At 45.9% G+C, this 25604-nt stretch carries 30 protein-coding genes and 1 tRNA gene; 24 read left to right on the forward strand and 7 right to left on the reverse strand.

What is annotated here, in order from left to right:
- Window positions 1-13: 13 nt before the first annotated feature.
- From P3L40_RS04775 to P3L40_RS04785, 3 genes are read left to right on the forward strand one after another with little or no spacing between them, the layout of a single operon-like run.
- Complete coding sequence (locus P3L40_RS04775; RefSeq protein WP_004239696.1) at window positions 14-1456, forward strand: integrating conjugative element protein; 1443 nt, start codon at window positions 14-16, stop codon at window positions 1454-1456.
- Window positions 1457-1795 carry a hypothetical protein gene (locus tag P3L40_RS04780; RefSeq protein ID WP_000160224.1) on the forward strand — a complete coding sequence of 113 codons (339 nt, stop codon included), beginning with the start codon at window positions 1457-1459 and terminating at the stop codon, window positions 1793-1795.
- The gene (locus P3L40_RS04785) at window positions 1792-3273 is read left to right on the forward strand and encodes a conjugal transfer protein TraG N-terminal domain-containing protein (protein WP_115240228.1); all 1482 of its coding nucleotides are present in this window, start codon (window positions 1792-1794) and stop codon (window positions 3271-3273) included. Before P3L40_RS04780 ends, P3L40_RS04785 begins: the two co-directional genes overlap by 4 nt.
- A 74-nt stretch (window positions 3274-3347) precedes the next feature.
- Here the strand turns inward: P3L40_RS04785 and P3L40_RS04790 are convergent, their stop codons facing one another.
- Complete coding sequence (locus P3L40_RS04790) at window positions 3348-3755, reverse strand: DUF3742 family protein (protein WP_004239694.1); 408 nt, start codon at window positions 3753-3755, stop codon at window positions 3348-3350.
- Between the two features lie 342 nt (window positions 3756-4097).
- On the opposite strand from P3L40_RS04790, the gene P3L40_RS04795 reads away from it, so the two are divergent.
- The 16 genes from P3L40_RS04795 to P3L40_RS04870 all read left to right on the forward strand — a co-directional run bounded on the left by P3L40_RS04795 (window position 4098) and on the right by P3L40_RS04870 (window position 16474).
- Window positions 4098-4397 (forward strand): hypothetical protein, encoded by a 300-nt coding sequence (locus P3L40_RS04795; RefSeq protein WP_004245740.1) that lies wholly within the window; start codon window positions 4098-4100, stop codon window positions 4395-4397.
- Window positions 4397-4636: a hypothetical protein gene (locus P3L40_RS04800; protein WP_004245739.1), complete on the forward strand. Its 240-nt coding sequence runs from the start codon at window positions 4397-4399 to the stop codon at window positions 4634-4636. The genes P3L40_RS04795 and P3L40_RS04800 overlap by 1 nt, the downstream gene beginning before the upstream one ends.
- Window positions 4637-5678: 1042 nt before the next feature.
- Window positions 5679-6587, forward strand: coding sequence for an integrase domain-containing protein (locus P3L40_RS04805; RefSeq protein ID WP_004239692.1), 909 nt, complete (start codon window positions 5679-5681; stop codon window positions 6585-6587).
- A 7-nt stretch (window positions 6588-6594) separates the two neighbouring features.
- On the forward strand, window positions 6595-7206 hold the full coding sequence (locus tag P3L40_RS04810; RefSeq protein ID WP_000861660.1) for an SGNH/GDSL hydrolase family protein: 612 nt from the start codon (window positions 6595-6597) through the stop codon (window positions 7204-7206).
- Window positions 7207-7554: 348 nt separating this feature from the next.
- Entirely contained in the window at window positions 7555-7917 is a 363-nt protein-coding gene (locus P3L40_RS04815; RefSeq protein ID WP_004245735.1) for a hypothetical protein, read from the forward strand.
- 81 nt (window positions 7918-7998) lie between these two features.
- Complete coding sequence (locus P3L40_RS04820) at window positions 7999-8316, forward strand: hypothetical protein (RefSeq protein WP_000171971.1); 318 nt, start codon at window positions 7999-8001, stop codon at window positions 8314-8316.
- Window positions 8317-8734: 418 nt separating this feature from the next.
- Window positions 8735-8905, forward strand: coding sequence for a hypothetical protein (locus tag P3L40_RS04825; protein ID WP_223302951.1), 171 nt, complete (start codon window positions 8735-8737; stop codon window positions 8903-8905).
- Between the two features lie 96 nt (window positions 8906-9001).
- Window positions 9002-9358: a hypothetical protein gene (locus P3L40_RS04830; protein ID WP_004239684.1), complete on the forward strand. Its 357-nt coding sequence runs from the start codon at window positions 9002-9004 to the stop codon at window positions 9356-9358.
- Window positions 9359-9468: 110 nt separating this feature from the next.
- The gene (locus P3L40_RS04835; RefSeq protein WP_000542402.1) at window positions 9469-9981 is read left to right on the forward strand and encodes a hypothetical protein; all 513 of its coding nucleotides are present in this window, start codon (window positions 9469-9471) and stop codon (window positions 9979-9981) included.
- Window positions 9981-10628: a hypothetical protein gene (locus tag P3L40_RS04840; RefSeq protein WP_004239680.1), complete on the forward strand. Its 648-nt coding sequence runs from the start codon at window positions 9981-9983 to the stop codon at window positions 10626-10628. The genes P3L40_RS04835 and P3L40_RS04840 overlap by 1 nt, the downstream gene beginning before the upstream one ends.
- A gap of 152 nt (window positions 10629-10780) precedes the next feature.
- On the forward strand, window positions 10781-11755 hold the full coding sequence (locus P3L40_RS04845; RefSeq protein WP_012368428.1) for an ArdC family protein: 975 nt from the start codon (window positions 10781-10783) through the stop codon (window positions 11753-11755).
- Window positions 11756-11764: 9 nt separating this feature from the next.
- Entirely contained in the window at window positions 11765-12064 is a 300-nt protein-coding gene (locus tag P3L40_RS04850; protein ID WP_001038587.1) for a TA system toxin CbtA family protein, read from the forward strand.
- Between the two features lie 84 nt (window positions 12065-12148).
- Window positions 12149-13150, forward strand: a complete 1002-nt coding sequence (locus tag P3L40_RS04855; protein WP_004245726.1) for a DUF1281 domain-containing protein — start codon at window positions 12149-12151, stop codon at window positions 13148-13150.
- A 143-nt stretch (window positions 13151-13293) separates the two neighbouring features.
- A complete protein-coding gene (locus P3L40_RS04860; RefSeq protein ID WP_012368427.1) occupies window positions 13294-13620 on the forward strand; it encodes a hypothetical protein in 327 nt (108 codons plus the stop codon).
- Between the two features lie 175 nt (window positions 13621-13795).
- The gene (locus P3L40_RS04865) at window positions 13796-15388 is read left to right on the forward strand and encodes a TraI domain-containing protein (protein WP_000938200.1); all 1593 of its coding nucleotides are present in this window, start codon (window positions 13796-13798) and stop codon (window positions 15386-15388) included.
- Window positions 15389-15403: 15 nt separating this feature from the next.
- Window positions 15404-16474 carry a tyrosine-type recombinase/integrase gene (locus tag P3L40_RS04870; RefSeq protein ID WP_000654298.1) on the forward strand — a complete coding sequence of 357 codons (1071 nt, stop codon included), beginning with the start codon at window positions 15404-15406 and terminating at the stop codon, window positions 16472-16474.
- 233 nt (window positions 16475-16707) lie between these two features.
- Here P3L40_RS04870 and P3L40_RS04875 read toward each other — a convergent pair.
- The 4 genes from P3L40_RS04875 to mutY form a co-directional block, all read right to left on the reverse strand.
- Window positions 16708-16783: transfer RNA gene (locus P3L40_RS04875), tRNA-Phe, on the reverse strand.
- Between the two features lie 183 nt (window positions 16784-16966).
- A complete protein-coding gene (gene mltC / locus P3L40_RS04880; RefSeq protein ID WP_004264664.1) occupies window positions 16967-18040 on the reverse strand; it encodes a membrane-bound lytic murein transglycosylase MltC in 1074 nt (357 codons plus the stop codon).
- Between the two features lie 54 nt (window positions 18041-18094).
- A complete protein-coding gene (locus tag P3L40_RS04885) occupies window positions 18095-18364 on the reverse strand; it encodes an oxidative damage protection protein (protein ID WP_004264665.1) in 270 nt (89 codons plus the stop codon).
- A 10-nt stretch (window positions 18365-18374) separates the two neighbouring features.
- Entirely contained in the window at window positions 18375-19427 is a 1053-nt protein-coding gene (mutY, locus tag P3L40_RS04890; protein WP_210852704.1) for an A/G-specific adenine glycosylase, read from the reverse strand.
- Window positions 19428-19716: 289 nt separating this feature from the next.
- Here mutY and trmB point away from each other — a divergent pair, with 289 nt between their 5' ends.
- The 5 genes from trmB to P3L40_RS04915 all read left to right on the forward strand — a co-directional run bounded on the left by trmB (window position 19717) and on the right by P3L40_RS04915 (window position 23714).
- The gene (gene trmB, locus P3L40_RS04895; RefSeq protein ID WP_004264669.1) at window positions 19717-20436 is read left to right on the forward strand and encodes a tRNA (guanosine(46)-N7)-methyltransferase TrmB; all 720 of its coding nucleotides are present in this window, start codon (window positions 19717-19719) and stop codon (window positions 20434-20436) included.
- Window positions 20436-20768, forward strand: coding sequence for a YggL family protein (locus tag P3L40_RS04900; RefSeq protein ID WP_004264672.1), 333 nt, complete (start codon window positions 20436-20438; stop codon window positions 20766-20768). The genes trmB and P3L40_RS04900 overlap by 1 nt, the downstream gene beginning before the upstream one ends.
- Before the next feature lie 119 nt (window positions 20769-20887).
- On the forward strand, window positions 20888-21805 hold the full coding sequence (glsB, locus tag P3L40_RS04905) for a glutaminase B (RefSeq protein ID WP_004264677.1): 918 nt from the start codon (window positions 20888-20890) through the stop codon (window positions 21803-21805).
- 23 nt (window positions 21806-21828) lie between these two features.
- Window positions 21829-22560: a DUF2884 domain-containing protein gene (locus P3L40_RS04910; protein WP_136134823.1), complete on the forward strand. Its 732-nt coding sequence runs from the start codon at window positions 21829-21831 to the stop codon at window positions 22558-22560.
- Window positions 22561-22763: 203 nt separating this feature from the next.
- Window positions 22764-23714: a siderophore ABC transporter substrate-binding protein gene (locus P3L40_RS04915; RefSeq protein WP_110592327.1), complete on the forward strand. Its 951-nt coding sequence runs from the start codon at window positions 22764-22766 to the stop codon at window positions 23712-23714.
- Between the two features lie 161 nt (window positions 23715-23875).
- Here P3L40_RS04915 and hemW read toward each other — a convergent pair whose 3' ends face one another.
- Window positions 23876-25015 carry a radical SAM family heme chaperone HemW gene (gene hemW / locus P3L40_RS04920; protein WP_210852702.1) on the reverse strand — a complete coding sequence of 380 codons (1140 nt, stop codon included), beginning with the start codon at window positions 25013-25015 and terminating at the stop codon, window positions 23876-23878.
- Window positions 25008-25601, reverse strand: a complete 594-nt coding sequence (locus P3L40_RS04925; RefSeq protein ID WP_094962051.1) for an XTP/dITP diphosphatase — start codon at window positions 25599-25601, stop codon at window positions 25008-25010. The genes hemW and P3L40_RS04925 overlap by 8 nt, the downstream gene beginning before the upstream one ends.
- Between the last annotated feature and the right edge of the window lie 3 nt (window positions 25602-25604).

The following is a 25604-nucleotide window of genomic DNA, read 5'->3' on the forward strand; positions in this document are numbered from 1 at the left end:
CAGGGATTTTAAGATGATGAAAGCAAAACGACACACGTTTTTTCCGCCGGCGCTGACACTGATGGTGTTATGCAGTGTACCGGCATTTTCTGTCCGGGCCGGGCTGGATTTTTCTGCCGGTGCGAATGATATCGGCTACGGCGCAAATGTTTCCGGCGCGGTCTCCGACAAACTGTACTACAACCTGGGCGGCGGCACGGTGTTATCCCAGCCGCCGGGGCGCAGTAATCTGCAACGTCTGGGGATGAGCATGGGCTGGAACAGTGATCTGATGTGCGGCAATTTTGATATCAAAACCACGGTGGGCAACCAGCTGAACGGGGTGACGGCCGGCTTTAAGAATCTGATGAGTGAGGTGATCCAGAATGCCACCGGGGCGGTGGCCAGTCTGCCGGCGATGGCTATCCAGCGGGCGAATCCCGGCCTGTATGAAATGCTGACCAACGGGGTGTTGCAGGCTAATGTGGCGTTTGATAAGGCGCAGCTGAACTGTCAGAACATGGCTAAACGGATGATGGACTTTTCAGAAAATAATCAGTGGACGCAGGCGGCGATCCTCGAAGAAGCAAAGAATATCATCAATAACAGTGACGGGGATGCGGTAAAAACTGACCAGCAAATTCAGCAAAGCAGTGGCGATAAAGGGGTTGTATGGATAGGCGGGAAACAGCGCGGTGGGGTTGGTCAGCCTGCGATTCAGCCGGCGCAGGATTTTGCACAGGCCGGCTTTAATATCATGAACGGTCTGCCGGCAACCAGTACGGCCCCGGTGCCGGCCGGCCAGTGTAACGGAGCCGCTTGCAGGCGCTTTGCCAACAGTGAGGAAGCCGCTCAGGTGGTCACACAGGTGCTGGGCAGCAAATCGGTCCGCACCTGCACCAATCCGGCGGATTGTCAGAGCGGCGGTGAGGCGGAGCAACCGGGCAGTTCCCAGCCAGGAACCGGGCTGGCACCGGTGCTGGAGACCACCACCCGGGAAAATTTGGAACAGCTGCATAAACTGGTGAACAGCCGGGGCGCGGTCGGGGCGGCAGAGTTGGCGAAACTGAAAACCGGCAGCCTGACGGTCTCCCGGGGGGTGATTGAAGCGCTGCGCCGGGATCCGGATAAAACGGCATTAACACAGCGTCTGGCCGGTGAGCTGGCGATGGCGGACACGATGGAGCTGGCGCTGACGATGCGCCGGATGCTGATCACCGGCCAGGGGGAGCCGAATGCCGGTAATTTTCCGAAAGCCCAGGAGATCGGTAACCAGTCGGTTGACCAGCTGGATCGCGAAATCGGGATGCTGCAAACGGAAATGGAAGTGCGTAAATCCATTGCCAATAACGCGATGCTGACGGTGATTGAGCGTGATCAGCAACGGACACAGGTGAACCCTGCCACCCAGACCCCAGATAATACGGATGTGCGTGTACAGGGACTGGAGCAAAACAGTGACACCGGAGGACGTTAAATGACGAAAGGAAAAACCGGGCGCCGGTTATGGCCGGTGCTGAAAGTAACCGGGCTGACCCTGCTCAGTATGGTGGTGTTGCTGGCGGTGGCTCAGCTGGGGCTGAGTTATTACGGTGAGGCGGACAGTCTGCGCCGGGCGTTTTACCGTGCCCGCTGGTTCTGGCTGGTCTGGCGGTGTGTGTTGTACGGAGCCGTGGCGGTTGGATTATGGAAACTGTATCACCACCCGAAAGTCAGTGAGACGGCCCGGCGCAGTCTGAAGCGCAGCGGGCTGGCGATGGCCGCCTTTGTGGCGGTGAGTGAATGGTCAGTCTGGGCGGGAGGTGACGGCTTATGATGACAAACAGTTATCTCGAGTATTTTCTCACGCTGCTGGCCTGGGTGGTGAATAACGGATTGTGGTCGGTACTGACCAGCACCGGGCTGTTTGCGCTGCCGCTGGTCTTTAAAGTGCTGGGGATCTGGCTGAAAGTGCGGGAAGAGGGGGAGGATGAGGGTAACAAAGGTTCACTGGCAATTGTGCGTATCGAGAACGCGCTTTACGGCGCCTTTGTGGTGATCCTGTTTTGTTGTGTGCCGTTGATGGAGGTGAGTGTCAGTACCCTGCAATTTGATACCAGCCGGACCAAAACCTGCGGCACCTGGACCCCGGTGAAGCCGGCGGAATCCGGTTACAGCGGCGTGGTGTCGTCACTGGATAATCAGACAGCCAAAATCCCGCTGTGGTGGATGCTGGTACATAAGCTGTCGAAAGGGGTGACTCAGGCGGCGGTGGCCAGCATTCCGTGCCGGCCGGATTTGCGTCAGGTGCGTTTTGAGGTGCAGCACAGCAACATTAAAAATCCGGCGCTGGCTGCCGCACTTCAGGATTTTACGGATGACTGTTACTCACGTGCCCTGTATGACTGGAAAGCGAAAGATCAGGGAAAAACACAGGATGAAAAAACGTTACAGGATATCACCTGGATAGGCTCGGCCACCTTTATGAAAGGGGAATATCATCAGATCCAGTCACGGACACCGCGGGCGGGCTTTCCCTGGGATGCCGACCGGGATGACGGGTATGCGAATGTCAACGGCAACGGTTACCCGACCTGTTATCAGTGGTGGAATGATGCGAATGCAGGGTTACTGAAACTTGTCAAAGAGCAGACCGATGAAGGGATGTGGCTGCGTGCCCGGGCGGCGATGAAGCTGATTAATAAAAACTCGAAAGAGTTTGAGGAGGCCATCGTCCGCCGGCTGGTGAGTCCGGCGAATCTGGATGTCTCCGGCGGCCGGGTATACCGGGGATACGGGGGTAATGCGGATATGACGGTGATGAATGAGCTGGCCAGAATGGGAGGGGTAGCCGGGACTTCGCTGGCGTCACTGGGGGCATTCCCTGCCTTTGATACGATGCGACAGTCCTTACCGATGGTGCAGGGGCTGATGTTAATGGCGGTGTATATCATGATCCCGATGGTGCTGATGTTTTCGGCGTATGAATTTAAGACGGCGATAACGGTGACGTTTGTGATATTTGCGCTGAACTTTCTGACATTCTGGTGGGAGCTGGCACGCTGGATAGACAGCTGGATGATGGAGGCACTGTATAATTCCGATACGCACAGTCAGTGGAATATGAACGGGCTTCAGAACACGTCTGATGATGTCATTATGAACCTGGTAATGGGAACGATGTTTTTGGTGTTGCCGGCGTTGTGGTTGACAGCATTTGGTTGGGCTGGAGCTAAAGTTGGGTCCGAGCTAGGTAATATGACATCTAACGCGACTTCACCTGCGCATAGTGCGGGGGGAAAGGAGGACAGTTAGCAGAACAAGCTATTTCTAAAAAAGTTAACTAATAATATTTTGAAGCCAGCTGCAAAATTTAGTTTTGTGGCTGGCTAATCTTCGTCAATATTTATTCCGTTCATATAATATCCAAAACCTTGGTTGCCATTTCTAAAGTCGTCACTATTGCCAACGAGATTGGATTGCCATTCATTATTGTTATCAGTGGATTGAATGTTATTTCCTGAAGAAATATCAATGTGTTCTATTACAGAAAATAAAATCACCAACGCTCCAAAGGTAAATAGGATGTACAAACTGAAATAAGCCAGTAACGCGATGACTGCGAGAGTTATAGATACCAGTGGAATATGCCCCAGCCAACCCGGCATATTTTTGCTTTTGGCGCTTGCCACACAGTTCTTATCGAAAGCCTTCAATTTTTTGATTAGCCATTTTGCTTTATAAGCTGCTTTTATGCCCCAGCGTTCTCCTCTGGAAGCGGCTGTTTTATCACTCATTTCCCCCTCCGGTAATCAGTGAGTCTGATTTATCTCATGCTTGTCGTCTATCGTTAATACAATTTTAGGTCGATTTTTAATCATTGTCTACATCTTGTGAGTTATGCACATATCCACGGTCACCAAGCCAGTGCAACCCGATGCCAACAAGCAATCGGGTAAACGGGAGCGTACAGGGCATCGGCCCTGATGGTGGCGGTGGGTATGTGTATAACTTTTTTGTTGCCTTCATATAAAAATCTTATTCTTTCATCTGGATGGATTTATTGAATTTGATTTTTTATGTCAGTTTAAGTAAGTTTTTAATATGTATCCGAGTCCTTGTATATAGGAGATGATAATATGAATTTTATTTTTTGGTTTGTGGTCTTAATAGGGGCGGGATATTTGTGGAGGAGGAGGGGTTGGTTCAGTAAAATAAGGAAGCAATACTCAAGGAGAAAAACAACATTAAATGGTAACAAAGGATGTTTATATAATAAAAAAAATGACAATGATGCTTTGGAAGGTAATGGGGATTGTAATAATTTTTATTCTGAGAATAAAGAAAGTTTCTTTTGGTTAATGATCGAGAGAGGTATTAAATTTTACAGAAAAGAATATTTGACTACGATTACTGAAAAAAATATCATGATAAGTTAGTGAGCTGGTTTGGTGAGAAATGTTATATACATTGTCAGGTTAGTTTAGGGAGTTTATTTATATTCCCAAAACAAAAAAATTTTACTGATGAAGAACAAAAACGTTTTTTTTCTGTTTGTAATAGAATGTCCTTGGATTTTATTTTAACATTTAAAACTAATATGCCCTTCTTACGTGTTTCTGTTGACTCTATGAAAAATAAACCGCCTGTTTGGGATGTTTATGATAAATCCAAATAAAAACATATCTGATTGTTGAGTTTTCGTGATTAAAGATGGCATTGATTATTAATACGATGAAGAACCAACAAGGGGATATTTAATAAAGAGAAAAAGGAGGATGTAAAATATTCTCCTTTTTCTTTATCGGGTATTGACGAAAAAAGAAAGTTTGATTAAATTTACCACGTTACACCGTTGCTTAATGCAACATTGCCAATGCTTCGGTTGTCTGAGAGAAGCGCCTACGGGTGACAACAATGCCAATCCGGCAATCTGAGAGGAACGCCTACGGGTGATTGCCACTGCCAATCCTCGGGTCATCTGAGACGAGGGCCTACGGGCGATGACAGAACTCCGTTCGTCCTTGAAATCGACGGAGGGTGATAACAGAATAGCGTTATCATCAGGATTAACTGCACTTCAGTGACCATGTCACAGCTATCCGGTCACCCGGATATCCACAAAAAAGCAGAGTATGCGATAACGTGTATCTGCCTCTTCTGATGTGTTCTGACGAATACGTCCTGCTTTCTGCAACCTTTGTATGCCCGGTATGACGCGTTTCCATTGCGCAGCTTTGGAAAGCGGCATCTTCGGAGCAATACATTGAGCAGCAGAATGATGGGCGTGCGTCACTTTCGTCAAGTGAAACGAAGACAAAGTGACGCACGCAAGTGCATACGCTCAGAACGCTTCAATACTGGTCTTACAGCAAAACTGACAATCTGACAGACATGTAATGCATTGCTCAGAACGGCTGAAAGTCTTTCAACGCTCAACGTTTATATGATGATAAAAACGTATAACATTATGAAAAAAGGAGAAAAAACGACACGATACCAAGGCGACGTCAGGAAACTGACGGACGGAGGTGCCCTGATAACGGGGGCCGGTCTGATGACCGCAAACAGTTCAGAGAACTGATTTGATACCTCTCAACAACTCAACCTTTTATCGCCCCGGTGCTCAGGTATCTGTCAGGTCGCAGGATGCGCAATATAAAACCGTCGCGCCGGGAAAAGGTAACCAGTTGAGAGCGAAAGAGGCGGAGAATCAGAGAATGTCCAGAAGAGCAAAAGCCCTGTCCCGTGAAATGCATATCCTTGCACGTCAGGCCGGAGGGAGCTTTAAAACCATTGCAGACCGGGTCAAAATTGCAGAACGGGTTGCGGCAGAGCTGGCCGGGTTGAATATTCAGATACGATCTGTTGAGCAACTGAAATCCCGCTATATTGAAATGTATATCCATGCCCGCAGAGAACAGAATATCAGTTTACGCAGCTGTCAAAACGAAATGTCGGCTATCCGGGCGATATTTCGTGTTGCCGGACGTCATAAACTGGCTGACCCTAAACATGAGCGCCTCAGTAATGAGGCGCTGGGGCTTTCAGGTGCCAGCAGGGCTGGCACCCGTACCGCGATATCGGACGAGCGCTTTCACGAAGCGCTCGCTCGGATTGAGCCTTATGATCAGGGGGTGGCATTAACTATGCAGTTATCCCGTAGTCTGGGATTGAGAAATGAAGAAGCCGTGCAGTCAGTAAAATCATTACGGACCTGGCAACAGGCGCTTAAAAACGGTAAAGATCGCGTTCATGTGGTTTTTGGGACAAAAGGAGGCAGACCCCGTGAAGCATTAGTGCCGGATAAAGCCCGTGTATTAACATTAATTAATAAAGCCATTGAATATGCGGATAAACATAACGGTTATTTAATTAATCGTCCGTCATTACATTCTGCCAAAGATCGTTATATTAATGTGATGCGACGGATAGGCGGATTTATTCACGAAGAATCAAATCATGGTTTACGGTATGCCTATGCTCAGGATGTTGAAAAATATTATCTCAGTCAGGGATTCAGTCAAAAGGAAGCCTATGCATTAACCTCCATGGATTTAGGGCATGGTGACGGTCGTGGCGATTATATTAAACGGGTTTATAGTCAGAAAGGAGATATTGAGGAATAAGATAAAAATGAAAGTCTGTTTAATTATTTTGTTTATTAATTTTGCTTTTTGTTTTCCGTTAATGGCGAAGACGTTATTTTTAGGTGATTCATTAACGGCTGTTTATGAAATGTCAGCAAAATATGTTTTGGATGAAAAAATAAAAACAGAATATGTTTCCGGTTCGGGGTTAATAAATAAAAGTAAAAAAGATTGGATCGCTTTCGTGAATAATTTCGATTTGCGGGAGTTTGATAATGTGATTATTAGTCTCGGAACAAATGATTTTGTTCAATATGGTTCGGATGAATGGCTGAAATATTACAGTCTGGTATTTCAATTCATTGCTGAAATTCAAAGTGAAAATCCGTTAGCGACAATTGTCTGGATATCTCCACCACATTTAAAAAATCCGGAACATGAACGTTATTTAATACATACCCGGCATATAATTAAACACAGTGCGATGTTATTAAATATTCATTATCTGGATATTAATCAGCCTCATATATTAGGAACGCAATGGCAATCTGTTATTCATAATGAAACTGTACGAACTGATGATGGAATACATATTACCCGTAAAGGGGGAGTACGGGTGATCAGAGAAGTGGTAAAAATCCTGAATGGGCAGGATTGACAAAGATAAAAAAACGGCTAAAAATGAATCTGCTTATCTCGTTGCGTAATGCAACTTGCCAATGCTTCGGTTGTCTGAGAGAAGCGCCTACGGGTGACAACAATGCCAATGTTCCGGCAATCTGAGAGGAACGCCTACGGGTGATTGCCACTGCCAATCCTCGGGTCATCTGAGACGGGAGCCTACGGGCGATGACAGAACTCCGTTCGTCCTTGAAATCGACGGAGGGTGATAACAGAATAGCGTTATCATCAGGATTATTTTTACGCAACGCTTCATATAACCTGCCCGCTGACGGGGAAATCACCCGTCATCAGGGAATTTCTCCGTTTTTTCAGGAGAAATTCAATGAAGGTATCTACATTTCCGGAATCGTCTTTTTTTGACGATCTGCACTCTCTCACGCAACTGCATCACCTCTCAGGTGAGCTCGACATGGTTCTTGCTTTTGTCCGTCTGGATATTGGCGAGCACCCGGACGAAGATAATTTTCCGCCAAACTTCTGGATAATCAGTGCCGTTGCAGAGCAACTGGGCGCGTTATCTGTGGAGGCTGATTTTACCCGTCCACATCTTGAGAAAATGGTCCGCGCTGTCTGGAAAGCGGCTGAGCAAACGCCTTATGCGTCTGACTTTCGCCGTATCTACAACGATGCGATCAAAAATGCACAGTTTGAAGATCCGGTTGAAGCGCTGATGTTTGGTGCTTAACGGCGGACATTCACTGATTTTATGACCCATACGGGAAAACATCCCGTGAGGGCTGTATTCCCTTATCTGAGGATAGCCCTTATGACTCTTTTTACATTGAATTATGGTGTTGCCCACGTAATGTCTGGTATTGCCAGTTATTTATTTCCGCATTCCCGTGTTTCTCAGCAACTGAAGGCCGTTGCTAATGATGCCCGGATGCTGAAAATCACCGCAGAAGAACTGGAGGTGATACGTTTGGACGAAAAACGGATGTATCAGAGCGGAGATTACAGAGAACTGCCGTTTATTGAGCTTGATTTGTATACAACGGCATTTCGTTTTGGCGCCCTGATTTACTATGGACTCGCAAACCGGTGCCCCCGCATTTTTGCTTCACCGGCTGACAGTCATCGCTGAGCGGCTCGATCCGGAAATCTGGAATGAAGCCTGGCGCTGGGGTTACCGCTGCTGCCTGCAACACGAAAATGAAAAGCATGTAACCGACTGATTTAACGGACTCACAGGTGTCAGTCAGCTACCCTGAAATGGGGCTGCTTCCATTTACTGATCAGGTTTGATAACCATGATTTATGGCATTACCCGCGGACTGTTCTTTGTGGCCGATCACGTCTGTCGCTATTCCCGGAGTTGGGAATGGCTGATGTGGCTGGTTGAGGAAGCCCGGACACTGCGAAATGTTGAGGCTGATTTGAAACTGGCTGAAAGGTATGCCGGTGAGCAAAACCGCCCTCATTCCATTTCGCTGATGAAGTGTACGCTTTATGATGCCGGATTTGCTTACGGCAGATTATTACTGTGGCGTGCGGATGGTCTGATGAGACCCTGGCCGGCATGTCTGCTTCGCCGTTTACCGGATATCGGTCAGCGGATTGATGCAGTGATCTGGCAGAAAGGCTGTGAAGCCGGCTTGGATGAGACCGTCAGTGAATGGATGGCAATGGAGATGGCTGATGAATACCTTGTCGGTATCGAACTGAGCGACTGATTTGCCGGCATTCATTCTTTTTTTACTTACCTACCCGACGGGGAAACTCCCCGTCAGGTGGACGTTTCTCCGTCTTTTTTTACCGGAGAAACACACATGTCTGTTTTACTGCCAGAAAACAAACCGTTTTCATTTCTGAGTCTGATCATGCAACGGCTGTACCGTTTTTATGACCGTATACCGTTTGTTTCGTCAGGGATACCCGGTGAATTACCGTGGATAAGTAACCGAACCGGCCGGCGCGCTTACCGTGCGACGGTGGTGAAAGTGAATCCCCGGCAGTTCAGGATCCGCATTACTGTACGTCTGGGCGCGCATTCGAAAGAATACCGCTTTCATTCGTTGATAACCTCGCTGGACAGCAGGACATTTTGTTCCATAAAAGCGGCCTCCCGTGCCGGATTTGCACTGACATACCAGCTGGCACAGGTGCGTTATGCCTGGTGTCGCTGATTTGTTGTACTGATAGCACCATTGACTTTTTGTTATGACCCCGCCCGGCGGATTGATTTCCGTCAGGAGATGAATCCGCCATTTTTTTAATCAGAATGAGGATTTATCACATGGGATATACACATTATTTTACACAAAAACAAAGCGTTGACCCCCTGATGTGGCAGAACTTCCGTGAACATCTGGACAAGCTCTATCACCACTATCTGGCCAATCCCATATCCGCAGAGCAGATTTGCGGCGGATACCCAGATAAACCTATTGTGTTGTGTGATGGCCTGGAGGAAAAACGGCTGAATGATGGCTCATTATTCACCGACGACGGTGAGGCGCTTTGTTTTAACGGTAATGCGGCTGATGACATGAATCATGAGACGTTTATTGTTCAGCGCGAAATCCCCGTAGAGGACTACTGGGATTTCTGCAAGACAGCATACAAACCCTATGACGTGTTTGTAGTCGCGGCATTACTGTTGTTGTACAACCTGTGCCCGGGATATTTTTCGGTCTCTTCTGACGGGGATATCCGGGACTGGCAGCCGGTGCTGGACTATGTCAGTCAGGTATTTCCTTATCTTATCCTGACGTTACCGGAAGGGATAGGTTTACCGGAGGCAGGATAATGGCCAGAGCCTGTACGATACGGGAACTGATAGCGGATTTATCCCGCTGCAATCCGGAGGCATTCGTCTTGTGTGAGATGTGGTTCCCCGATGATGTTACCTATGTTGATGAAACGGCTTGTCCGGCAGAGACACGGGCAACATTAACGCATGTTGCACATCATTTTGATGCGGAGCTGGGGATCAACTGGGACACGCTGGCGTGTGCGTTATCGTGTGTCAGAGATGCTGAGCAGAAGGGACTCGATATTTACTTTTATGCCAGTGAAAAGCGTGGTACAGACAAAAGCCGGATACCCGCCTCACGTTACGCAGAAGCGGACAGCGACGGCGATATTGAAGTCGGGTATTTCCGTAAGGTTAATGCGCTGTTTAAGTGGGTGCATGACCATATCGGGGCTTTTGAGAACTGTGAAAAGGTGCTGGTGACAGAGGCCCATCTGCGGGCTTTACAGCAGGACTTGCAGGCACTGACACCGGAAAACTGTCAGACACGGTTCCCGACCACTGAGGGCTTTTTCTTTGGTTCAACGGCTTATGATGAGGCGTACTGGGCTGATGTGGAAGGCGTCAGACGCTGGCTGTCAGAGATAACGGAGACGTTTGACTTTGACGCAGAGTCACTGTTTTTTGTGGCCTGGTGGTAATCAGGTAAGGTGTTTCCCCGGGAAGCACTGAACACATTTTAATCAGTGTTTCCACTGGAAACGCCGGTTGAAAATTAACCATATTGTTTTTTCACCTGATGGTGTATCTCACCGTCAGGACGGGATACACCTTTTTTATTGAGGGTATTCCGATGAAAAAATCTGACCGTAAACGCCGTCCGGCAGCGGATAAGCCGGTTCGCGATATTTATCAGGAAGTGACTGACCGTATTGTGGCCGCGCTGGAAAAAGGCACCCGTCCGTGGAAACGACCATGGCGGCCGTCGGAAGGGACAGGCACCGGTTTTCCGGTGAACGCCCTGACCGGTCATTCCTACCAGGGGATAAATGTGCTGCTGTTATGGTTGTCGGCGGCGGAGCAGGGCTTTGGTTACGATATCTGGCTGACTTACCGTCAGGCACAGCAACTGGGTGGCCATGTCCGTAAAGGCGAAATGGCGACGAATACTGTGATATTCAAACCGGTGAAGGTGCCGGCAAAAGACCGTCACGGTGAGCTGCTGCGGGATGAACACGGTGAGGTGGTGATGACGGAGGTGCCGATGATAAAGGCGAATCCGTTATTTAACATAGCCCAGTGTGATGACCTGCCGGCGCATTTTTACGAAAACCGGCGACTACCCGGAGAGGAGACAGCAGGGATAACCCTGCCGGCCACGCACCGGGTGCTGGATATCCTGAATGCCAGCGGCGTGAAGGTGACCAGTGCGGCGCAGAACCGGGCGTATTACAGTCCGTCACAGGACCGGATTGTGATGCCGCTGTCGTCACAGTTTGACCGGAATGCCGATTACCAGGCCACCTTACTGCATGAGTTGGTGCACAGTACCGGTCATCCGTCCAGGCTGGCCCGTGAAGGCATCACCTCATCGTCCCTGAAGTTTGGTGACCCGCTGTACAGTTTTGAGGAGCTGGTTGCGGAAATGGGCAGCGCTTTTCTTTGTGCGCAGTTAAGCGTCGAGGGAGAAGTGAACCATGAAAGCTATCTTGACAGCTGGCTGCGGGTACTGAAATCGGACAAAAAAGCGTTGTTCCGGGCCGCCGGGCAGGCCCGCCAGGCCTGTGAGTTTTTACTGAATGTGGCCGCATCCCGACAGGCCGCGTAGGAGACTGCGATGAACAAAATGACCATTATCCGCTTTCAGTTACTGGTACATCAGTTACTGCAAGTGCATTACGGCATTACGCTGAGTGATACCGGATTGTCCGATGATGCTGAGGTGTCCCGGATGATTGAACTCGGGATATCGCCGGTATCGGTGGTCAACCGTCTGGTGGATAAGTACCACCTGGATAAACTGAATGCATCCTGTTATCTGCCGGCATCCCCGTATGTCAGTGACAGCGATGCCTTACTTGCACAGGCTCAGCTGAGCGGTGCCATTAACCCGGATGTCATGCCGGATAATCCTTAACGATTAACGACTGACATCTTTCCCGTGAGGGCTTGTTCCTCACGGGATAAGCCCTCTTTTTTATTCTGAAAAGAGGACATCATCATGCCAAACTGGTGCTCGAACCGACTTGACATCACCTTACACAACGCGGCGGATATGCCGGCTCTTAAACACTGGATATATGCGGATGATGGGATACCCGCCTGGCAGACGGCGATAGCACAAAGTCTGCATTTGTTGCTGGCCGGCTGCGCGGGGATACTGAAACCGGTCAGACCGCTGTCTTTTCCGCCGTTACCGGAACTGACTTCATACGGTGCAACCGGGCCTGTTTCCCCGGGAAACACGGCTTTCACGCACTGGGTTGACCTGCTGATGACTGCACCGGATTTGACACCGTCATGTTGTCAGCAAATCCATCAGTGGTATCAGATGTGGTTATCTGAAGGCGGGGCGTACCATTCCTGGGACTCGCTGACGGCGACGCAGAAAGCGAGACTGTCCCCGTTGTTATCGGGAAGCAGTTTTGACTGGCTTAACCGGTTTACCGGAGAGGATGAGAGCCGGGTGGCGACAGCCTGGGAGGATATTCAGTACCTTCGCAGTACCGGAGAAGCCATACCGATGGATATGCGGACTCTGTTACCGACCAGCCTTGCGGCTGAATTACACGGTTTTAACGGCTGTTTATGGAAAACACCGGAGGTCATCTGGCGGCAGGCGCGCTGGCAGGCGTTTGCCCCCGGTAACAGTACATATCACCTTTATCAGTGCCGTTATGGTGTGAAATGGCCGAACGGCAGTGGTTTTCACTGTATTGATGGCGGGTATGCGACGGAGTTATCCGCAGAGTTTGATACTCCGTGGGGGCCGCCGTCAGCAGCGGTTTTGTGTGCTCTGTCTGCGCGTTTCCGCTGTCAGGTCCGTCATGTCTATGCCGAAGAAGGCTGTGGTTTCTGCGGATACAGCGAGTATGACCATGGCCGGTTAACCGACCATGAATCTGATGAGATTGAGTTCAGTGATGAAGAGAATGAGGACGGTTTCCAGGATGTGACGGGACCGGACTATATTCTTGATTCATTGCCACATTACGGAGGGTGAGGTTTCCGTACTGATTTAACTGACTGAAAACCCGGTAGTGATACCGGGTTTTTTTATTTTTTTCGGAAAACTAATTTCGGCTTTTGTTTTATTCCCGCATTGTTATCGTGATGCCGTCATTGAATGAGATGGGGGAGAGTGTGATGAGATGTGAATTTGGGCAGGGTGTGAGGGAGTGGGCTCAGGATTTTTGGAATGAAATTCTGTTTCCTTTTTTTGTCACAGCCGGACTTTTGTTGCCACTGATTCTGGTTGTGGGCGTTTTCCTGGTCTGGGATGAACAGCGCCAGGCTGAGTGGGGGCGTTATTACCTGACGGAATGTCAGTTGGTGGAAAGAAACAGAAATGCGGGCTTCTGGTCAGGTCGGGAAAATATTCTGCAATGCGGAATGACCCGGGAGCATGTGAATGCGGACGCGTATGAAAAGGCCATCCGTGCCTGGCAGCAGAAACAGACAGAGACAGAATAATAAAACATTATTCATGTAATCTTCTGTTTTGTTGCCGGAATTATTTTTGTGGATGAGTTAACGTAATGAAAATAAGGTGCATTTATTATTTATTCTTATCCTGATATTAAAATAATTTATGTTTTATTTAATGTTGCGTTGTTGTTTTTACCGAATTAAAGAGGCAGTAACACCGATGTTACCGTGGTTTCGTAAATCGCTTTCCCGGAAAGCGGAAGAGAAAACATTGCGTGTTTCCCCGGGAAACACGCAGGAAAGGCCATTATTTATCCGTGACAGTGACGGCTTTTATTTACCGCAGGCAGCTGACGTATTGCTGACCACACCGCAGCGGCAAAACTGGTTACAGCAAATCAGCCGGGTGGTAGCGTTACCGGATAACCAGTACCGGGCACTTTGCCTGTCTCCTTTGCAGACGCTGGCAGAACGACTTCAGTGTGTGCCGGCATCAAAAACCGGGAAATATGCCGGCGAAGGGGGATTGCTGGATTTAACGCTGAATACGACAGCCTGGTGTATGCGGATGTCCCAGAAAGAGATGCTGCCCCGCGGGCTTCCGTCGGAAGAGCAGAGCCGTCAGTTCAGCGCCTGGAATGTGTGTGTTTTTTATACCGGACTGTTTTACTGGTTACCGTTAACGGCACAGTTTGAGGGACAACTGAACAGCCTGTCGGCGTGGCAGCCGGGGATGAGTGCGCCCACCGTACCGTATCGTTTTCGCTTTCATGAGCCGGTGCCGGATATGACGCATTTTCGCCGGACGACGGGGGCCATGATGGCTTTCCGGCTATTACCGGAGAAGGTAATCCACTGGTTGTCGGGTACACCAAAGGCGCTTCAGGCGTTGTCTGACGTGGTGACCGAGCCGGTAAACGGTGATAATGATTTACAGCGTGTGCTGAATGAGGCTCTGGCTGCGTTCCCCGCCGGTGCATTGCCGGCATTTTCTTCCGTTGTTTCTATGTCAGCGCCTGATGCTTCGTCTTCAGTGCTATCAGGGCAGCCGGAGAATGATATCGCGTCATTGGCGCCTGCTGAATTGGCGCAAAAGCCACAACCTGAAACTCCGTCTGTAACATCTGTATTGCCTCCGGAGTCTGTTACTTCAGAAAAAACAGAGAACGGAATTCACTGCGATATACCGCTAATGGTAGTTGCAGAAGCAGAAGGTGCGGTTGTCCATGGGGCACTTGATTCTGCTGATGAAAAAACTGTCTCAGATATGTCTCCTCCGTTATCTGAGGATATGAAATATGCACTTGAATTATCAGGTTTAATGCCGGAAATCTTATCTGATACTCAGACGGGCAATCGTGATGAGAAGGATGAACAGCGCGAAAACTGTCTGAGTATAAAAAATGAAGGAGAGGCTTTCTGGGCGTGGTTTAAGTCCGGATTATTGGGCGGAAAACTGGCAATAAATACGCCGGATGCGAAGGTTCACTGTGTCATGGAGTATTTGTTTTGCCAGAGTCCGGCTGTTTTTTATCAGTACATACAGGAGGCGGGTAAAAATCCGGATGATATCGGCCATATTATTTCTTCTTTTGAATCCCTTAAATTGCACCGGATTATTCGTCATGATACCCGACAAACAGGGCATTTCAGGGCTCGAATTTATGGTGAAAAACTGAATCCGCTGAGTGATAACAAAACATTAATTACGTTATCCCATAAAAAAATCAATGGTTACATGATTAAAGGACGTCAGATTTTTGGCATGAATATGCCGGAGGAATCATTGTTTATTCGTATTGTCGGAAGTTAAAAGCAGGAGGTGTTTATGAAAGATAATCACAGTTCTGATGAACATCAGCAGAAAGTGGATGTATGGGAGCAAATGCTGAGTAATTACTTTTACAATAAAGTATTACGGCCGGATACGGAGAAAACATACCGTAAGATGGTACGTCTTTTTCTGCGTTATTGCGGAGTTTGTGAAAATGCGTTACCGCTACCGGATGAAGTGACACATGAGCATGTGCTGAGATGGCGAAGAAATGAGCTGAATATTCAGAAAGTCCGGGAACGGACATGGAACACAAAAACCAGGCATATGCAGTCTCTGTATAATTATTGGATCAAAAAAGGGATTGTTTCACTTAAAGAAAACCCGTTCTCAGAAACACAAATTGAACCGGGTGAAAAACAGAAAAAAGTCTATACACAATCACAACTGAGAACGATTTATCGTATTCTGGAACAATTTCAGCAACAGGAAAATATGCTGCCACCTGATCAGGCTCACTTTCAGGCATGTGCGGTTTATCCCACTCGATTCTGGTTTGCTGTGCTGGAAACGCTGAGGCTGACGGCTATTCGTTTTAACCAGCTGATTAACCTGCATATTGGCGATCTGGATTTTGAGGAGTGTACGATCACATTGCGCAGTGAAAGCAGTAAAAATCACCGGGAATATCAGATTGCTTTTGTTCAGCCACTACGTTGTTTACTGGCGCCCTTGGTTGAGGAAATGCGTTGTCACGGGGCGGATAAAAACGATATTTTGTTTGATGTTCATCGTCTTTATCATAAACGACTATCCCGCTCTGAAACTCCACTCAGTCAGACGATACGTTCTTTTTTCCGTCGTTTATCAAAGGAATGTGGATTTCATGTCAGTCCCCATCGTTTCAGACATACACTGGCGACGACATTAATGAAACATCCTGAACGTAATATGCAATTGACGAAACAGATGTTAGGACACCGTAGTCTCTCTTCAACTATGGAATATATTGCTCTGGATGCATACAGTACAGTCAGGATCTTGGAGAATGAGTTAGGTGAGTTTTTAACAATGGGATTAGGTGGTGAACTTACAAGGCTAGCATCAAAAAGACAGAGGATGTGATATAAATAAAAAACATTTACACAAAGTTGACTATTTTATCAACTTTGTGTATAAGCTGGATTTGATTGAGAAGGGTGTTCTAGGAAAACACCCTTACTTGATAAATCATTGTCAACCACGTGAGAAGTCATGAACGTGATTACAACTGAAATTCAAGTTTTAACCGAGCGTTGGAGATCTCACTTCCAGCGACCGTGCTAGGGAAACGGTTACACCATTTCCGAAAGGAAAGATGGTGCCCGGACTCGGAATCGAACCAAGGACACGGGGATTTTCAATCCCCTGCTCTACCGACTGAGCTATCCGGGCAACGGAGCGTATTAAACCTGATTTCATTGGTTGAGTCAAGGCGCTTTCAATAAACTTTTGACTGTATGCGCTTTTTTTCAACATGTTAGCTAGTTTTTAATCGAAAACACATAAAATTATTAAGGTTAATGACTAATGCCAGCCTTAAATCAGATTTTGGCTGGCATTCACTATTGGAAAATTTTAACGTAGATAATTTTTCTGTGCTTTGTTCACTTTAATCAGGTAATTACGTGACTCAGCTGCAGGGTGCTTAGTGGACAAGGTTTCATACACTTCACCCGGTTCTAAATTATTAATACGCTGCGCGGCTTGCTTTTTATCGCTGTGGAACACCCGCAGAACGCTGCCTGCGCCGCCATTATATGCGGTAATAACAGCATAACGGCGTGAGGTTTGATTACGAATATCGCCTAAGTAGCTGTTTTGCAATATAGCTAAGTAAGCCGTACCCGTATCAATATTTTTTTCTGGGTCAAACAAATAGCTACGGCTAGGAACACCAGATTTCCCTTGTGAGCGGAAAACATCTTTGCCGGCGGTATTTGGCATAATTTGCATTAAACCAAGCGCATCAGAGCGGCTAACTGCATAAGGGTTGAAACTCGACTCAATTTGCATGATCGCGAGGATTAATGACTCATCAACACCATATTTGGCCGCAGATTTCTTAATATAAGGTAAGTATTTATGAGCCCGTTTATCTAAATGGTTTGGTACTAATTGCATAGTCACGGACCAAACAATATTCATACCAGACTGTCTGCGCTGCATTTTATTTTCAATCAGATAATCAGCAAACTTTGTGGCTCTCCATTCCCAACGAATCGCTTCTCCTGTGTTATCGAGCACTTGGCCAAATAAAAAGGGTTCTTTGCTGTGAGGAATATCATTGATATCAGAATAGAGGTCAATGGAATTGGGGTCGTCCCCCATTAATAAGGTGGTGACAATGGCTTTCTTTAAGTGCTGTGAAGGCTCTACCGCTGAAATAGTCTCAACCGTAATGGTCCCTGCATCAAAATTAATATGGCTACGAGTTCGGTATTCATCGGTATATTTTACGTAGTCTTTTGGACCCGCAATTAATACTTCTTTAATGCCCCAAATATTTTCAATATTGTGGGCAAATTGACCCATTAATATATCGAACCCATTGGTATCTTTGACATAATCAGGGTTAAAGTCAGATTTTTGCTTGCTAGAACAAGAAATAATTAGAGGGATCAACAAACTCAGCGCAAATAGTTTTTTCATACGATTCACAGTCTTGGGGCAAAAGTCTACCTACTAAGTAGGTAGACAAACAGATTATTTTTCAGGAGTATAGCCATCAATATGGATATCGTGGCCTTCAAACAAGAACTTAATCATTTCTTGTTCTAACATTTTACGGTCATCAGGGTTCATCGTATTAAGTTTCTTTTCATTAATGAGCATGGTTTGCTTTGTCATCCACTGACTCCACGCCTCTTTTGAAATCTCGTTAAAAATACGTTTTCCTAACTCACCTGGGTAAAGCTGAAAATCTTGCCCATCTGCATCACGTTGTAAAAATGTACAAAAAATGGTTCTACTCATTAATTTTTCCTCAAATATCAGGTAGTAAGGCGAGCTGTTTTAGTAAACTTTCAACTGGGGCAGCAAGGCCGATAGTTGCGCCTAAGTGTAAGTTATACCAGAGTCCTTTGCCTTCATCCATGGCAGAATTAAATGCCTGAATCTTAACTTTTACAGGGATAATATCTAAATGAAAATGGCTAAATGTGTGACGGAAAGAAATTAATTGCTCTAATTGAGTATACTCAAAGCCAGATTCGTTCAGCCAATCATTGAGTTGCTCTAAAGAATCAAACTGTGGAAAGGCAAATAACCCCCCCCAAATACCGGATGGTGGGCGTTGTTCTAACCACACATCATCGTCGTGCTGAATAATTAGAAACCAAGCACTCTTTTCAGGGATTTTCTGTTTGGGTTTTTTACCTGGGTAGTTTTGCCATGAATGATTAGCATAGGCCATACAGCCAAAATTAAGCGGGCATAGTTCGCATTTTGGTTTACTGCGAGTGCAGACCATTGCGCCTAAATCCATCATCGCTTGGTTAAAAAATTCAACTCCCACTTGTGGGGTGACATCAATGCTGATTTCCCACAAACGGTTTTCGACTTCTTTTTTACCCGGCCAGCCATCAACCGCATAAGCTCGAGCTAATACGCGTTTAACATTACCATCGAGGATAGGGTAATGCTGTTTTTGCGATAATGATAAAATTGCCCCAGCAGTGGACCGGCCAACCCCGGGCAGCGCTAAAACCTCATCAAATGTAGTGGGAAATGAGCCACCATATTGAGTCGCGATCACTTGAGCGGTTTTATGGAGATTTCTAGCCCGGGCGTAATAGCCGAGCCCTGTCCATAAGTGCAAAACTTCATCAAGAGGAGCGTTGGCAAGGGCGGTCACATCCTCAAAGCGAGAGATAAACTTCTCAAAATAAGGGATTACAGTACTCACTTGGGTTTGTTGCAGCATAACTTCTGATAACCAAACATGGTAAGACGATTTTTCCTGTTGCCATGGCAACGTCTTACGACCATATTTGTGATACCAGTTAAGTACTGCAGATGAAAATTGTTGAGCTTCCATTAATAATTTTATTTTTTATTGATATTTCCAGTCATGGTAGGAATTGCAACATAGACGAAGGGGGCTGTAAACCGCTATTGTGTTGTTTAGTGTAAAGTTAGCGAATTATCAACTGCATCCTTGTGGAAGTTTTGCTAAACTCCGATATCCATCATGCCTCAAGGGTAAAGTTAATCACTACAACTTGGGCATTTAGGGCTGTAAATTGATAGGTTTGGTAACCAATCACCTTATAAACTTGATTGTTGGCACATTAACTTAATTGGGCACTCATTTTAGAACCTTTATTATGATCAATAATGTTATCTCCCCCGAATATAATGAAGATGGGCGGGTTATGCGCCGAGTCCGTAGTTTTGTCCGCCGTCAAGGGCGTCTGACAAAACGTCAGGAAGACGCATTAGAAAAAGAATGGGCAGAAAAAGGCATCGATTTTATCAATGAACCTTTTGATTTTGCCAAAGTATTCAATAACTCAAATCCAGTTACCTTGGAAATTGGGTTTGGGATGGGCGCCTCATTGGTGACCATGGCATCTCAAAATGCAGATAAAAACTTTTTAGGTATTGAAGTTCATGCTCCCGGTGTTGGCGCATGTTTAGCATCAGCAAAAGAAGAAAACGTCACCAATTTACGGGTGATGTGCCATGATGCAATAGAAGTTTTAGACTGCATGATCCCAAACGGCAGCCTTGCGATGGTTCAGTTATTTTTCCCTGACCCATGGCATAAAGCGAAACATAATAAGCGCCGTATTGTGCAAGTTCCGTTTGCAGAAAAAATTCGTAGCAAACTAGCTATCGGCGGTGTTTTCCATATGGCAACAGATTGGCAGCCTTATGCAGAGCACATGCTTGAAGTGATGACGAGTGTCGAAGGGTATAAAAACTTATCACCATCAGGTGATTACGTTCCTCGTCCAGAAACAAGACCAGAAACAAAATTTGAAAAGCGCGGCCAGCGGTTAGGGCACGGTGTATGGGATTTAATGTTTGAGAGGATCAAATAATGGCTAAACAACCACGTAGTCGTCGTTTACGTAAAAAATTACGCTTGGATGAGTTCCAAGAGTTAGGCTTTACTGTTAAGTGGAGCTTTAAAGAAGGTACGCCGATTGAGGAAGTTGACAGCACCGTTGACCAACTGATTGCAGAAGCGATTGAACCGAATGGTTTGGCGTTTGAAGCAAGTGGCTATATGAACTGGGAAGGGATCGTTTGCTTACAAAAAATTGGCAAATGTACCGAAGAGCACCGTCAAATTGTTGAAAATTGGCTAAAATCAAAAGGCATGAATGACGTCGTCGTTTCTGAGCTGTTTGATGTTTGGTGGGAAGAATAATTTTATTGAGTCAATCTCAATAAATAAACTGAGCTTTCAGTCGCTTGAAGAGGCATCCAAAAATTGGGTGCCTTTATTTTCTGTTGCAAATACTATCTGGAGTCAACGTTTTGAGCGCCATGCTTTCTAACCAGCTACTCAACGATATCCTAGACCAAGTTCGCCCACTGATTGGGCAAGGTTGTGTTGCAAATTATATTCCTGCTTTAGGTTGCGTACCTTCCCACCATTTAGGCATTGCGGTATCCACGATTGACGGTGATATTTTCACCGCAGGGGACGCATATCAACGTTTTTCAATTCAATCTATTTCAAAAGTATTAAGCCTCACGCTTGCAATGACACGTTATGAGGAAGAGGAAATTTGGAGCCGTGTAGGTAAAGAACCCTCAGGGCTACCCTTTAATTCGTTAATTCAAATTGAAATGGAAAAGGGGATACCTCGAAACCCATTTATCAATGCGGGAGCCATTGTTATTGCTGATATGTTGCAATCACGCCTAAGCGCACCTAAACAGCGCATGCTAGAGTTTGTCCGAAAGTTGTCCTGTGAACCGGATATCAGTTATGACACGGTTGTCGCTCGTTCAGAATTGGAACACGCCAGTCGTAATGCAGCCATTGCTTATCTTATGAAATCTTTTGGAAATTTTGAAAATGATGTTTTAACGGTTCTCGAAACTTATTTTCATTATTGCTCTCTAAGTATGAACTGTGTTGAATTAGCGAGGTGTTTTTCCTATTTAACATCGCAAGGGATGTCATCTTGCTCCATTGACCCCATCATCACGCCACTACAATCAAGGCAAATCAACGCATTAATGATGACTTGTGGTATGTATGACGGTTCTGGTGAGTTTGCATTTCGGATAGGAATGCCCGGCAAGTCTGGTGTTGGTGGCGGTATTGTTTGTGTGGTTCCAAACCAATTTACCGTAGCGGTTTGGTCACCTGAGCTAGACTCGGCGGGGAACTCTTTAGTCGGCTGTGCGGCTTTAGAGTTATTATCGAAACGAATTGGGCGTTCTGTTTTTTAATTAATGCTCTACTAGGAGATTTTATGTTACGCCGTACATTAATTGCATTTTCACTCCTTGCTTGTGCGACGAGCCAAGCTGCAGATTATAACTGTTCTGTAACACCAAAGGATGACATCGTTATGACACCTGAAAGTGTGCAAGTTATTGGTGCAAGTGGCGATTTAAAAATTACGCCAAATGGTGATATCACGCTTAACGGTAAAAATGTTGCTGCAACAGAGGCCCAAAAGCAGCAAGCTATTCGTTACCAAGCCTCTATCCGTCAGGATTTACCTTGGATAAAACAAGAATCAGAAAAAAAATTATCAACTTCAAGGGAAACGATAGACAAAGTTGTCGTTAAAGTGGTTGGTAGCGATAGCAATATCCGTAACCGGTTAACAAAACTAGAAAAAGAGCTTAATGGGCAAATCAATCAAATTATTGAGACTCGCCCTAATGGTTATGTATTTCACCATGAAGCCATGAAAACTGTTGAAGCGAAAGGACGCGAGCTAGTTAATGAAAGCTTGGGGGGCATTTTACAAGACAGCATCAACGAAATGGGGCGCAAGCAATTATTATCGGGTGGTGATGCTAATAAAGCGCTACAAGGTATGTTAGGGAACTTAGGCGGGTTACAACAAGAGCTCGAATCTGAATGGAAAAAACAAGAGAAAAGCTTCCAGCAATTTGGCCAACAAGTTTGTTCTAAAGTAACCTCAATAGAGCAACAACGCGTCTCATTACTTAATTCAATCAAAAGTAGCTGATAGCACTAAAATCACAATAACCTTATGAGCAGTAATGTATTTTTTGTACATTACTGTTTTTTTATTTTATCTCTATCATCAATTTGTGTGATATTAATTCCATTAATGGGAATGAAAATGAAATTGATTCTTATTTGATTGACATCTAAGCTGCTCACTTTACAATGCGGGTTTGGCTTAATGACTAAATTGGGATCATTTAAATGAAAAAGTTCATTCCTGCTCTGCTTGTTTCTGTGTTGTCATTCTCTGCGCCTTTCGCTCTCAGCGCTGAATCTACCACTTTCACGCCAAATGCGGTGATAGCACAAGGTGTTGAAAAAGTGACGATCAAACACCTATCAGGTGAAACTGAAGTCGTGAAAAAACCACAAAAAGTGGTTCTGTTTGATTTCGGTGTTTATGACTCAATGCAAAAACTCGGCTTAGGTGACAAGGTTGTTGCGCTACCAACTGGCAATGCTCCCGCTTATATAAAAGGCAGCATCCCTGCATCAATGGAAAATGCAGGTGGAATGAAACAACCTGATTTAGCCAAAATCGCGCAATTAAAACCTGACCTGATTGTGATCACGGGTCGTCAAGGTAAGTCTTATGATGAGTTATCAAAAATTGCACCCACCATCAATTTAGGCTCTGATAGCAAGCACTATATTGATTCTGTAAAAGCCAACATTGGTGTGATTGGTGAGCTCTATGGTAACCAAAAAGCGGTTGATGAGCAGTTGGTTCAATTAGATAAAGTCATCGCAGACGCCCAGAAGAAAGCGGCTGATTCTAATAAAAAAGTGTTAGTGCTGATGCATAATGACGGCAAATTAATTCCAAACAGCCAAGCTGTTGTTTACAACGTTGTGAAAGCGCAACGCGCTGACCTACCTGTTGATGAAAGTGCAGATAAAGCAAAACGTCGTGTAGTGGATACCAAAACTATTGCTCAAGCGAATCCAGACGTGATCCTGATTGTTGACCGTAGCGAAGCGATTGGTGCAGGTAAACTGGATAAAACGGTATTTGAAGACAGCAATATTCAAGAAACCAAAGCTTATAAAGACGGCAAAATTACTTACCTGCAATCTGACTTATGGTATTTGTCAGGTGGTGGTTTAGTTAGCTTAACTGAACAAGTTAATGCGGTAGTTAATGCCCTGTAACTGATATCTGCCACTGTCTTATTGATGGTGGCAATATGTATTACCTCAATTGTTATTCTTGTCTATTTCATTTTTATCTCTAAACAAAAGCCCACGTCAAATAAAGTGGGCTTTCATCTAATTTATAAGTGAAATGATATTATAAATAAATCGAATAACCGCTACTCTTCACCTAAAAATAACTCTAATAGAGAATTGAGAAACAATTTTCCATGCTCAGTGATCTGCCATTCATCCACAGTTTCTGTGATATAGCTTTTCGCTAAGGCTTCATCAATAGCCGCTCTAACTGTTGATTCTGGTAACCCTGTATATTGGGTAAATTCAGCGCGAGGCATAGCTTCAAGCAGGCGAAAGCGGTTCATGAAATATTCAAATGGCCTATCGGAGGCATCAACATCATAGGATTGGTGCATATAACGCCCCTCCATATAACCTCGAGGGTGTTTTGTTTTTACGGTTCGTAAAATTTGACCATCTTCAAAAGAAATTTTTCCATGAGCACCACAACCGATGCCTAAATAGTCACCAAAGCGCCAGTAATTGAGATTGTGTTGGCATTGGTAACCGGGTTTAGCATAGGCGGATGTTTCATATTGCTGATAACCTGCCGCGCTCAATAATTTATGGCCTTCGGTGTAAATATCCCACAGAGTATCGTCATCGGGTAATACCGGAGGACGTGAGCCAAATTGAGTGTTGGGTTCAATGGTTAATTGGTACCAAGACAGGTGCGGAGGTGCAAGTTCAATGGCTTGGCGCAGGTCAGATAAACCTTCAATTTGAGTTTGCGCAGGTAACCCATGCATTAAATCGAGGTTAAAGCTTCTTAAATTAAGATTAGTGGCCAACTGAGCGGCGCGTTTCGCTTCATCAGCGCCATGAATACGCCCTAAAGTGATTAATTTGTCATTACCGAAACTTTGTACACCAATAGAAATACGGTTGATTCCTGCTGCTTGGTAACCTGCAAAACGGTCAGCCTCAACAGTGCCGGGGTTTGCTTCCATGGTGACTTCTGCGAGAGGGTCTAAATCAACTCTCTGACGTACGCCATCCATTAACGCTTGCATTGACTCAGCACTTAATAAACTGGGTGTTCCACCCCCAATAAAAATGGTTTTTACCGAACGCCCTGCAACTAATTTTGCATCAATGTCTAAATCGGCCAACAAGTGTGCCACATATTCTTGCTGAGGAATTTCCCCCTTAAGTGTGTGCGAGTTGAAGTCACAATAAGGGCATTTTTGCACACACCAGGGGATATGGATATACAGGCTAAGCGGGGGTAATTTAAGCATTCTTCAGCGCATCCAACATCATTGTGAGGGCTCTTCCACGATGTGAAACGGCTTGTTTTTCTGCTTTTGTTAACTCTGCTGAGGTGCAACCTAATTCAGGAACATAAAATATAGGGTCATAACCGAAGCCACCTTGGCCTTTGCGTTCATGAGTTATGACACCGTGCCAGCGACCATGAAAAACCAACGGCGTTGGGTCTTCTGCATGGCGTAAATAGACCAGAACGCAGTTGAATTGAGCCTGACGTTGGTCGTCAGGCACATTTTTCATTGCTTCAAGTAATTTTATCAGGTTTTGCTCATCGGTCGCATCTTCCCCTGCATAACGTGCAGAGTAAATGCCAGGTGCGCCACCGAGTGCATCAACAGAAATTCCTGAATCATCAGCAATTGCGGGTAACCCGGTTTGTGCTGCTGCATGGCGTGCTTTTAAGATCGCATTTTCAATAAAGGTTAAGCCTGTTTCTTCTGCAGATTCAACACCTAATGAGGTTTGTGCGACGATATCCATCCCAAAATCACGTAATAGGTCAGCTAACTCATTCACTTTCCCGGGGTTACCGGTGGCTAAAACAACTTTTTGCATTAT

The organism is Providencia sp. PROV040 (genome assembly GCF_032706145.1).
Classification (GTDB): Bacteria; Pseudomonadota; Gammaproteobacteria; order Enterobacterales; family Enterobacteriaceae; genus Providencia; species Providencia hangzhouensis.

Coding starts and splice junctions, on each gene's coding strand:
- P3L40_RS04775 (WP_004239696.1), top strand. CDS start 14: ATGATGAAAGCAAAACGACACACGTTTTTTCCGCCGGCGCTGACACTG.
- P3L40_RS04780 (WP_000160224.1), top strand. CDS start 1,457: ATGACGAAAGGAAAAACCGGGCGCCGGTTATGGCCGGTGCTGAAAGTA.
- P3L40_RS04785 (WP_115240228.1), top strand. CDS start 1,792: ATGATGACAAACAGTTATCTCGAGTATTTTCTCACGCTGCTGGCCTGG.
- P3L40_RS04790 (WP_004239694.1), bottom strand. CDS start 3,755: ATGAGTGATAAAACAGCCGCTTCCAGAGGAGAACGCTGGGGCATAAAA.
- P3L40_RS04795 (WP_004245740.1), top strand. CDS start 4,098: ATGAATTTTATTTTTTGGTTTGTGGTCTTAATAGGGGCGGGATATTTG.
- P3L40_RS04805 (WP_004239692.1), top strand. CDS start 5,679: ATGTCCAGAAGAGCAAAAGCCCTGTCCCGTGAAATGCATATCCTTGCA.
- P3L40_RS04810 (WP_000861660.1), top strand. CDS start 6,595: ATGAAAGTCTGTTTAATTATTTTGTTTATTAATTTTGCTTTTTGTTTT.
- P3L40_RS04815 (WP_004245735.1), top strand. CDS start 7,555: ATGAAGGTATCTACATTTCCGGAATCGTCTTTTTTTGACGATCTGCAC.
- P3L40_RS04820 (WP_000171971.1), top strand. CDS start 7,999: ATGACTCTTTTTACATTGAATTATGGTGTTGCCCACGTAATGTCTGGT.
- P3L40_RS04825 (WP_223302951.1), top strand. CDS start 8,735: ATGAGACCCTGGCCGGCATGTCTGCTTCGCCGTTTACCGGATATCGGT.
- P3L40_RS04830 (WP_004239684.1), top strand. CDS start 9,002: ATGTCTGTTTTACTGCCAGAAAACAAACCGTTTTCATTTCTGAGTCTG.
- P3L40_RS04835 (WP_000542402.1), top strand. CDS start 9,469: ATGGGATATACACATTATTTTACACAAAAACAAAGCGTTGACCCCCTG.
- P3L40_RS04840 (WP_004239680.1), top strand. CDS start 9,981: ATGGCCAGAGCCTGTACGATACGGGAACTGATAGCGGATTTATCCCGC.
- P3L40_RS04845 (WP_012368428.1), top strand. CDS start 10,781: ATGAAAAAATCTGACCGTAAACGCCGTCCGGCAGCGGATAAGCCGGTT.
- P3L40_RS04850 (WP_001038587.1), top strand. CDS start 11,765: ATGAACAAAATGACCATTATCCGCTTTCAGTTACTGGTACATCAGTTA.
- P3L40_RS04855 (WP_004245726.1), top strand. CDS start 12,149: ATGCCAAACTGGTGCTCGAACCGACTTGACATCACCTTACACAACGCG.
- P3L40_RS04860 (WP_012368427.1), top strand. CDS start 13,294: ATGAGATGTGAATTTGGGCAGGGTGTGAGGGAGTGGGCTCAGGATTTT.
- P3L40_RS04865 (WP_000938200.1), top strand. CDS start 13,796: ATGTTACCGTGGTTTCGTAAATCGCTTTCCCGGAAAGCGGAAGAGAAA.
- P3L40_RS04870 (WP_000654298.1), top strand. CDS start 15,404: ATGAAAGATAATCACAGTTCTGATGAACATCAGCAGAAAGTGGATGTA.
- mltC (WP_004264664.1), bottom strand. CDS start 18,040: ATGAAAAAACTATTTGCGCTGAGTTTGTTGATCCCTCTAATTATTTCT.
- P3L40_RS04885 (WP_004264665.1), bottom strand. CDS start 18,364: ATGAGTAGAACCATTTTTTGTACATTTTTACAACGTGATGCAGATGGG.
- mutY (WP_210852704.1), bottom strand. CDS start 19,427: ATGGAAGCTCAACAATTTTCATCTGCAGTACTTAACTGGTATCACAAA.
- trmB (WP_004264669.1), top strand. CDS start 19,717: ATGATCAATAATGTTATCTCCCCCGAATATAATGAAGATGGGCGGGTT.
- P3L40_RS04900 (WP_004264672.1), top strand. CDS start 20,436: ATGGCTAAACAACCACGTAGTCGTCGTTTACGTAAAAAATTACGCTTG.
- glsB (WP_004264677.1), top strand. CDS start 20,888: ATGCTTTCTAACCAGCTACTCAACGATATCCTAGACCAAGTTCGCCCA.
- P3L40_RS04910 (WP_136134823.1), top strand. CDS start 21,829: ATGTTACGCCGTACATTAATTGCATTTTCACTCCTTGCTTGTGCGACG.
- P3L40_RS04915 (WP_110592327.1), top strand. CDS start 22,764: ATGAAAAAGTTCATTCCTGCTCTGCTTGTTTCTGTGTTGTCATTCTCT.
- hemW (WP_210852702.1), bottom strand. CDS start 25,015: ATGCTTAAATTACCCCCGCTTAGCCTGTATATCCATATCCCCTGGTGT.
- P3L40_RS04925 (WP_094962051.1), bottom strand. CDS start 25,601: ATGCAAAAAGTTGTTTTAGCCACCGGTAACCCCGGGAAAGTGAATGAG.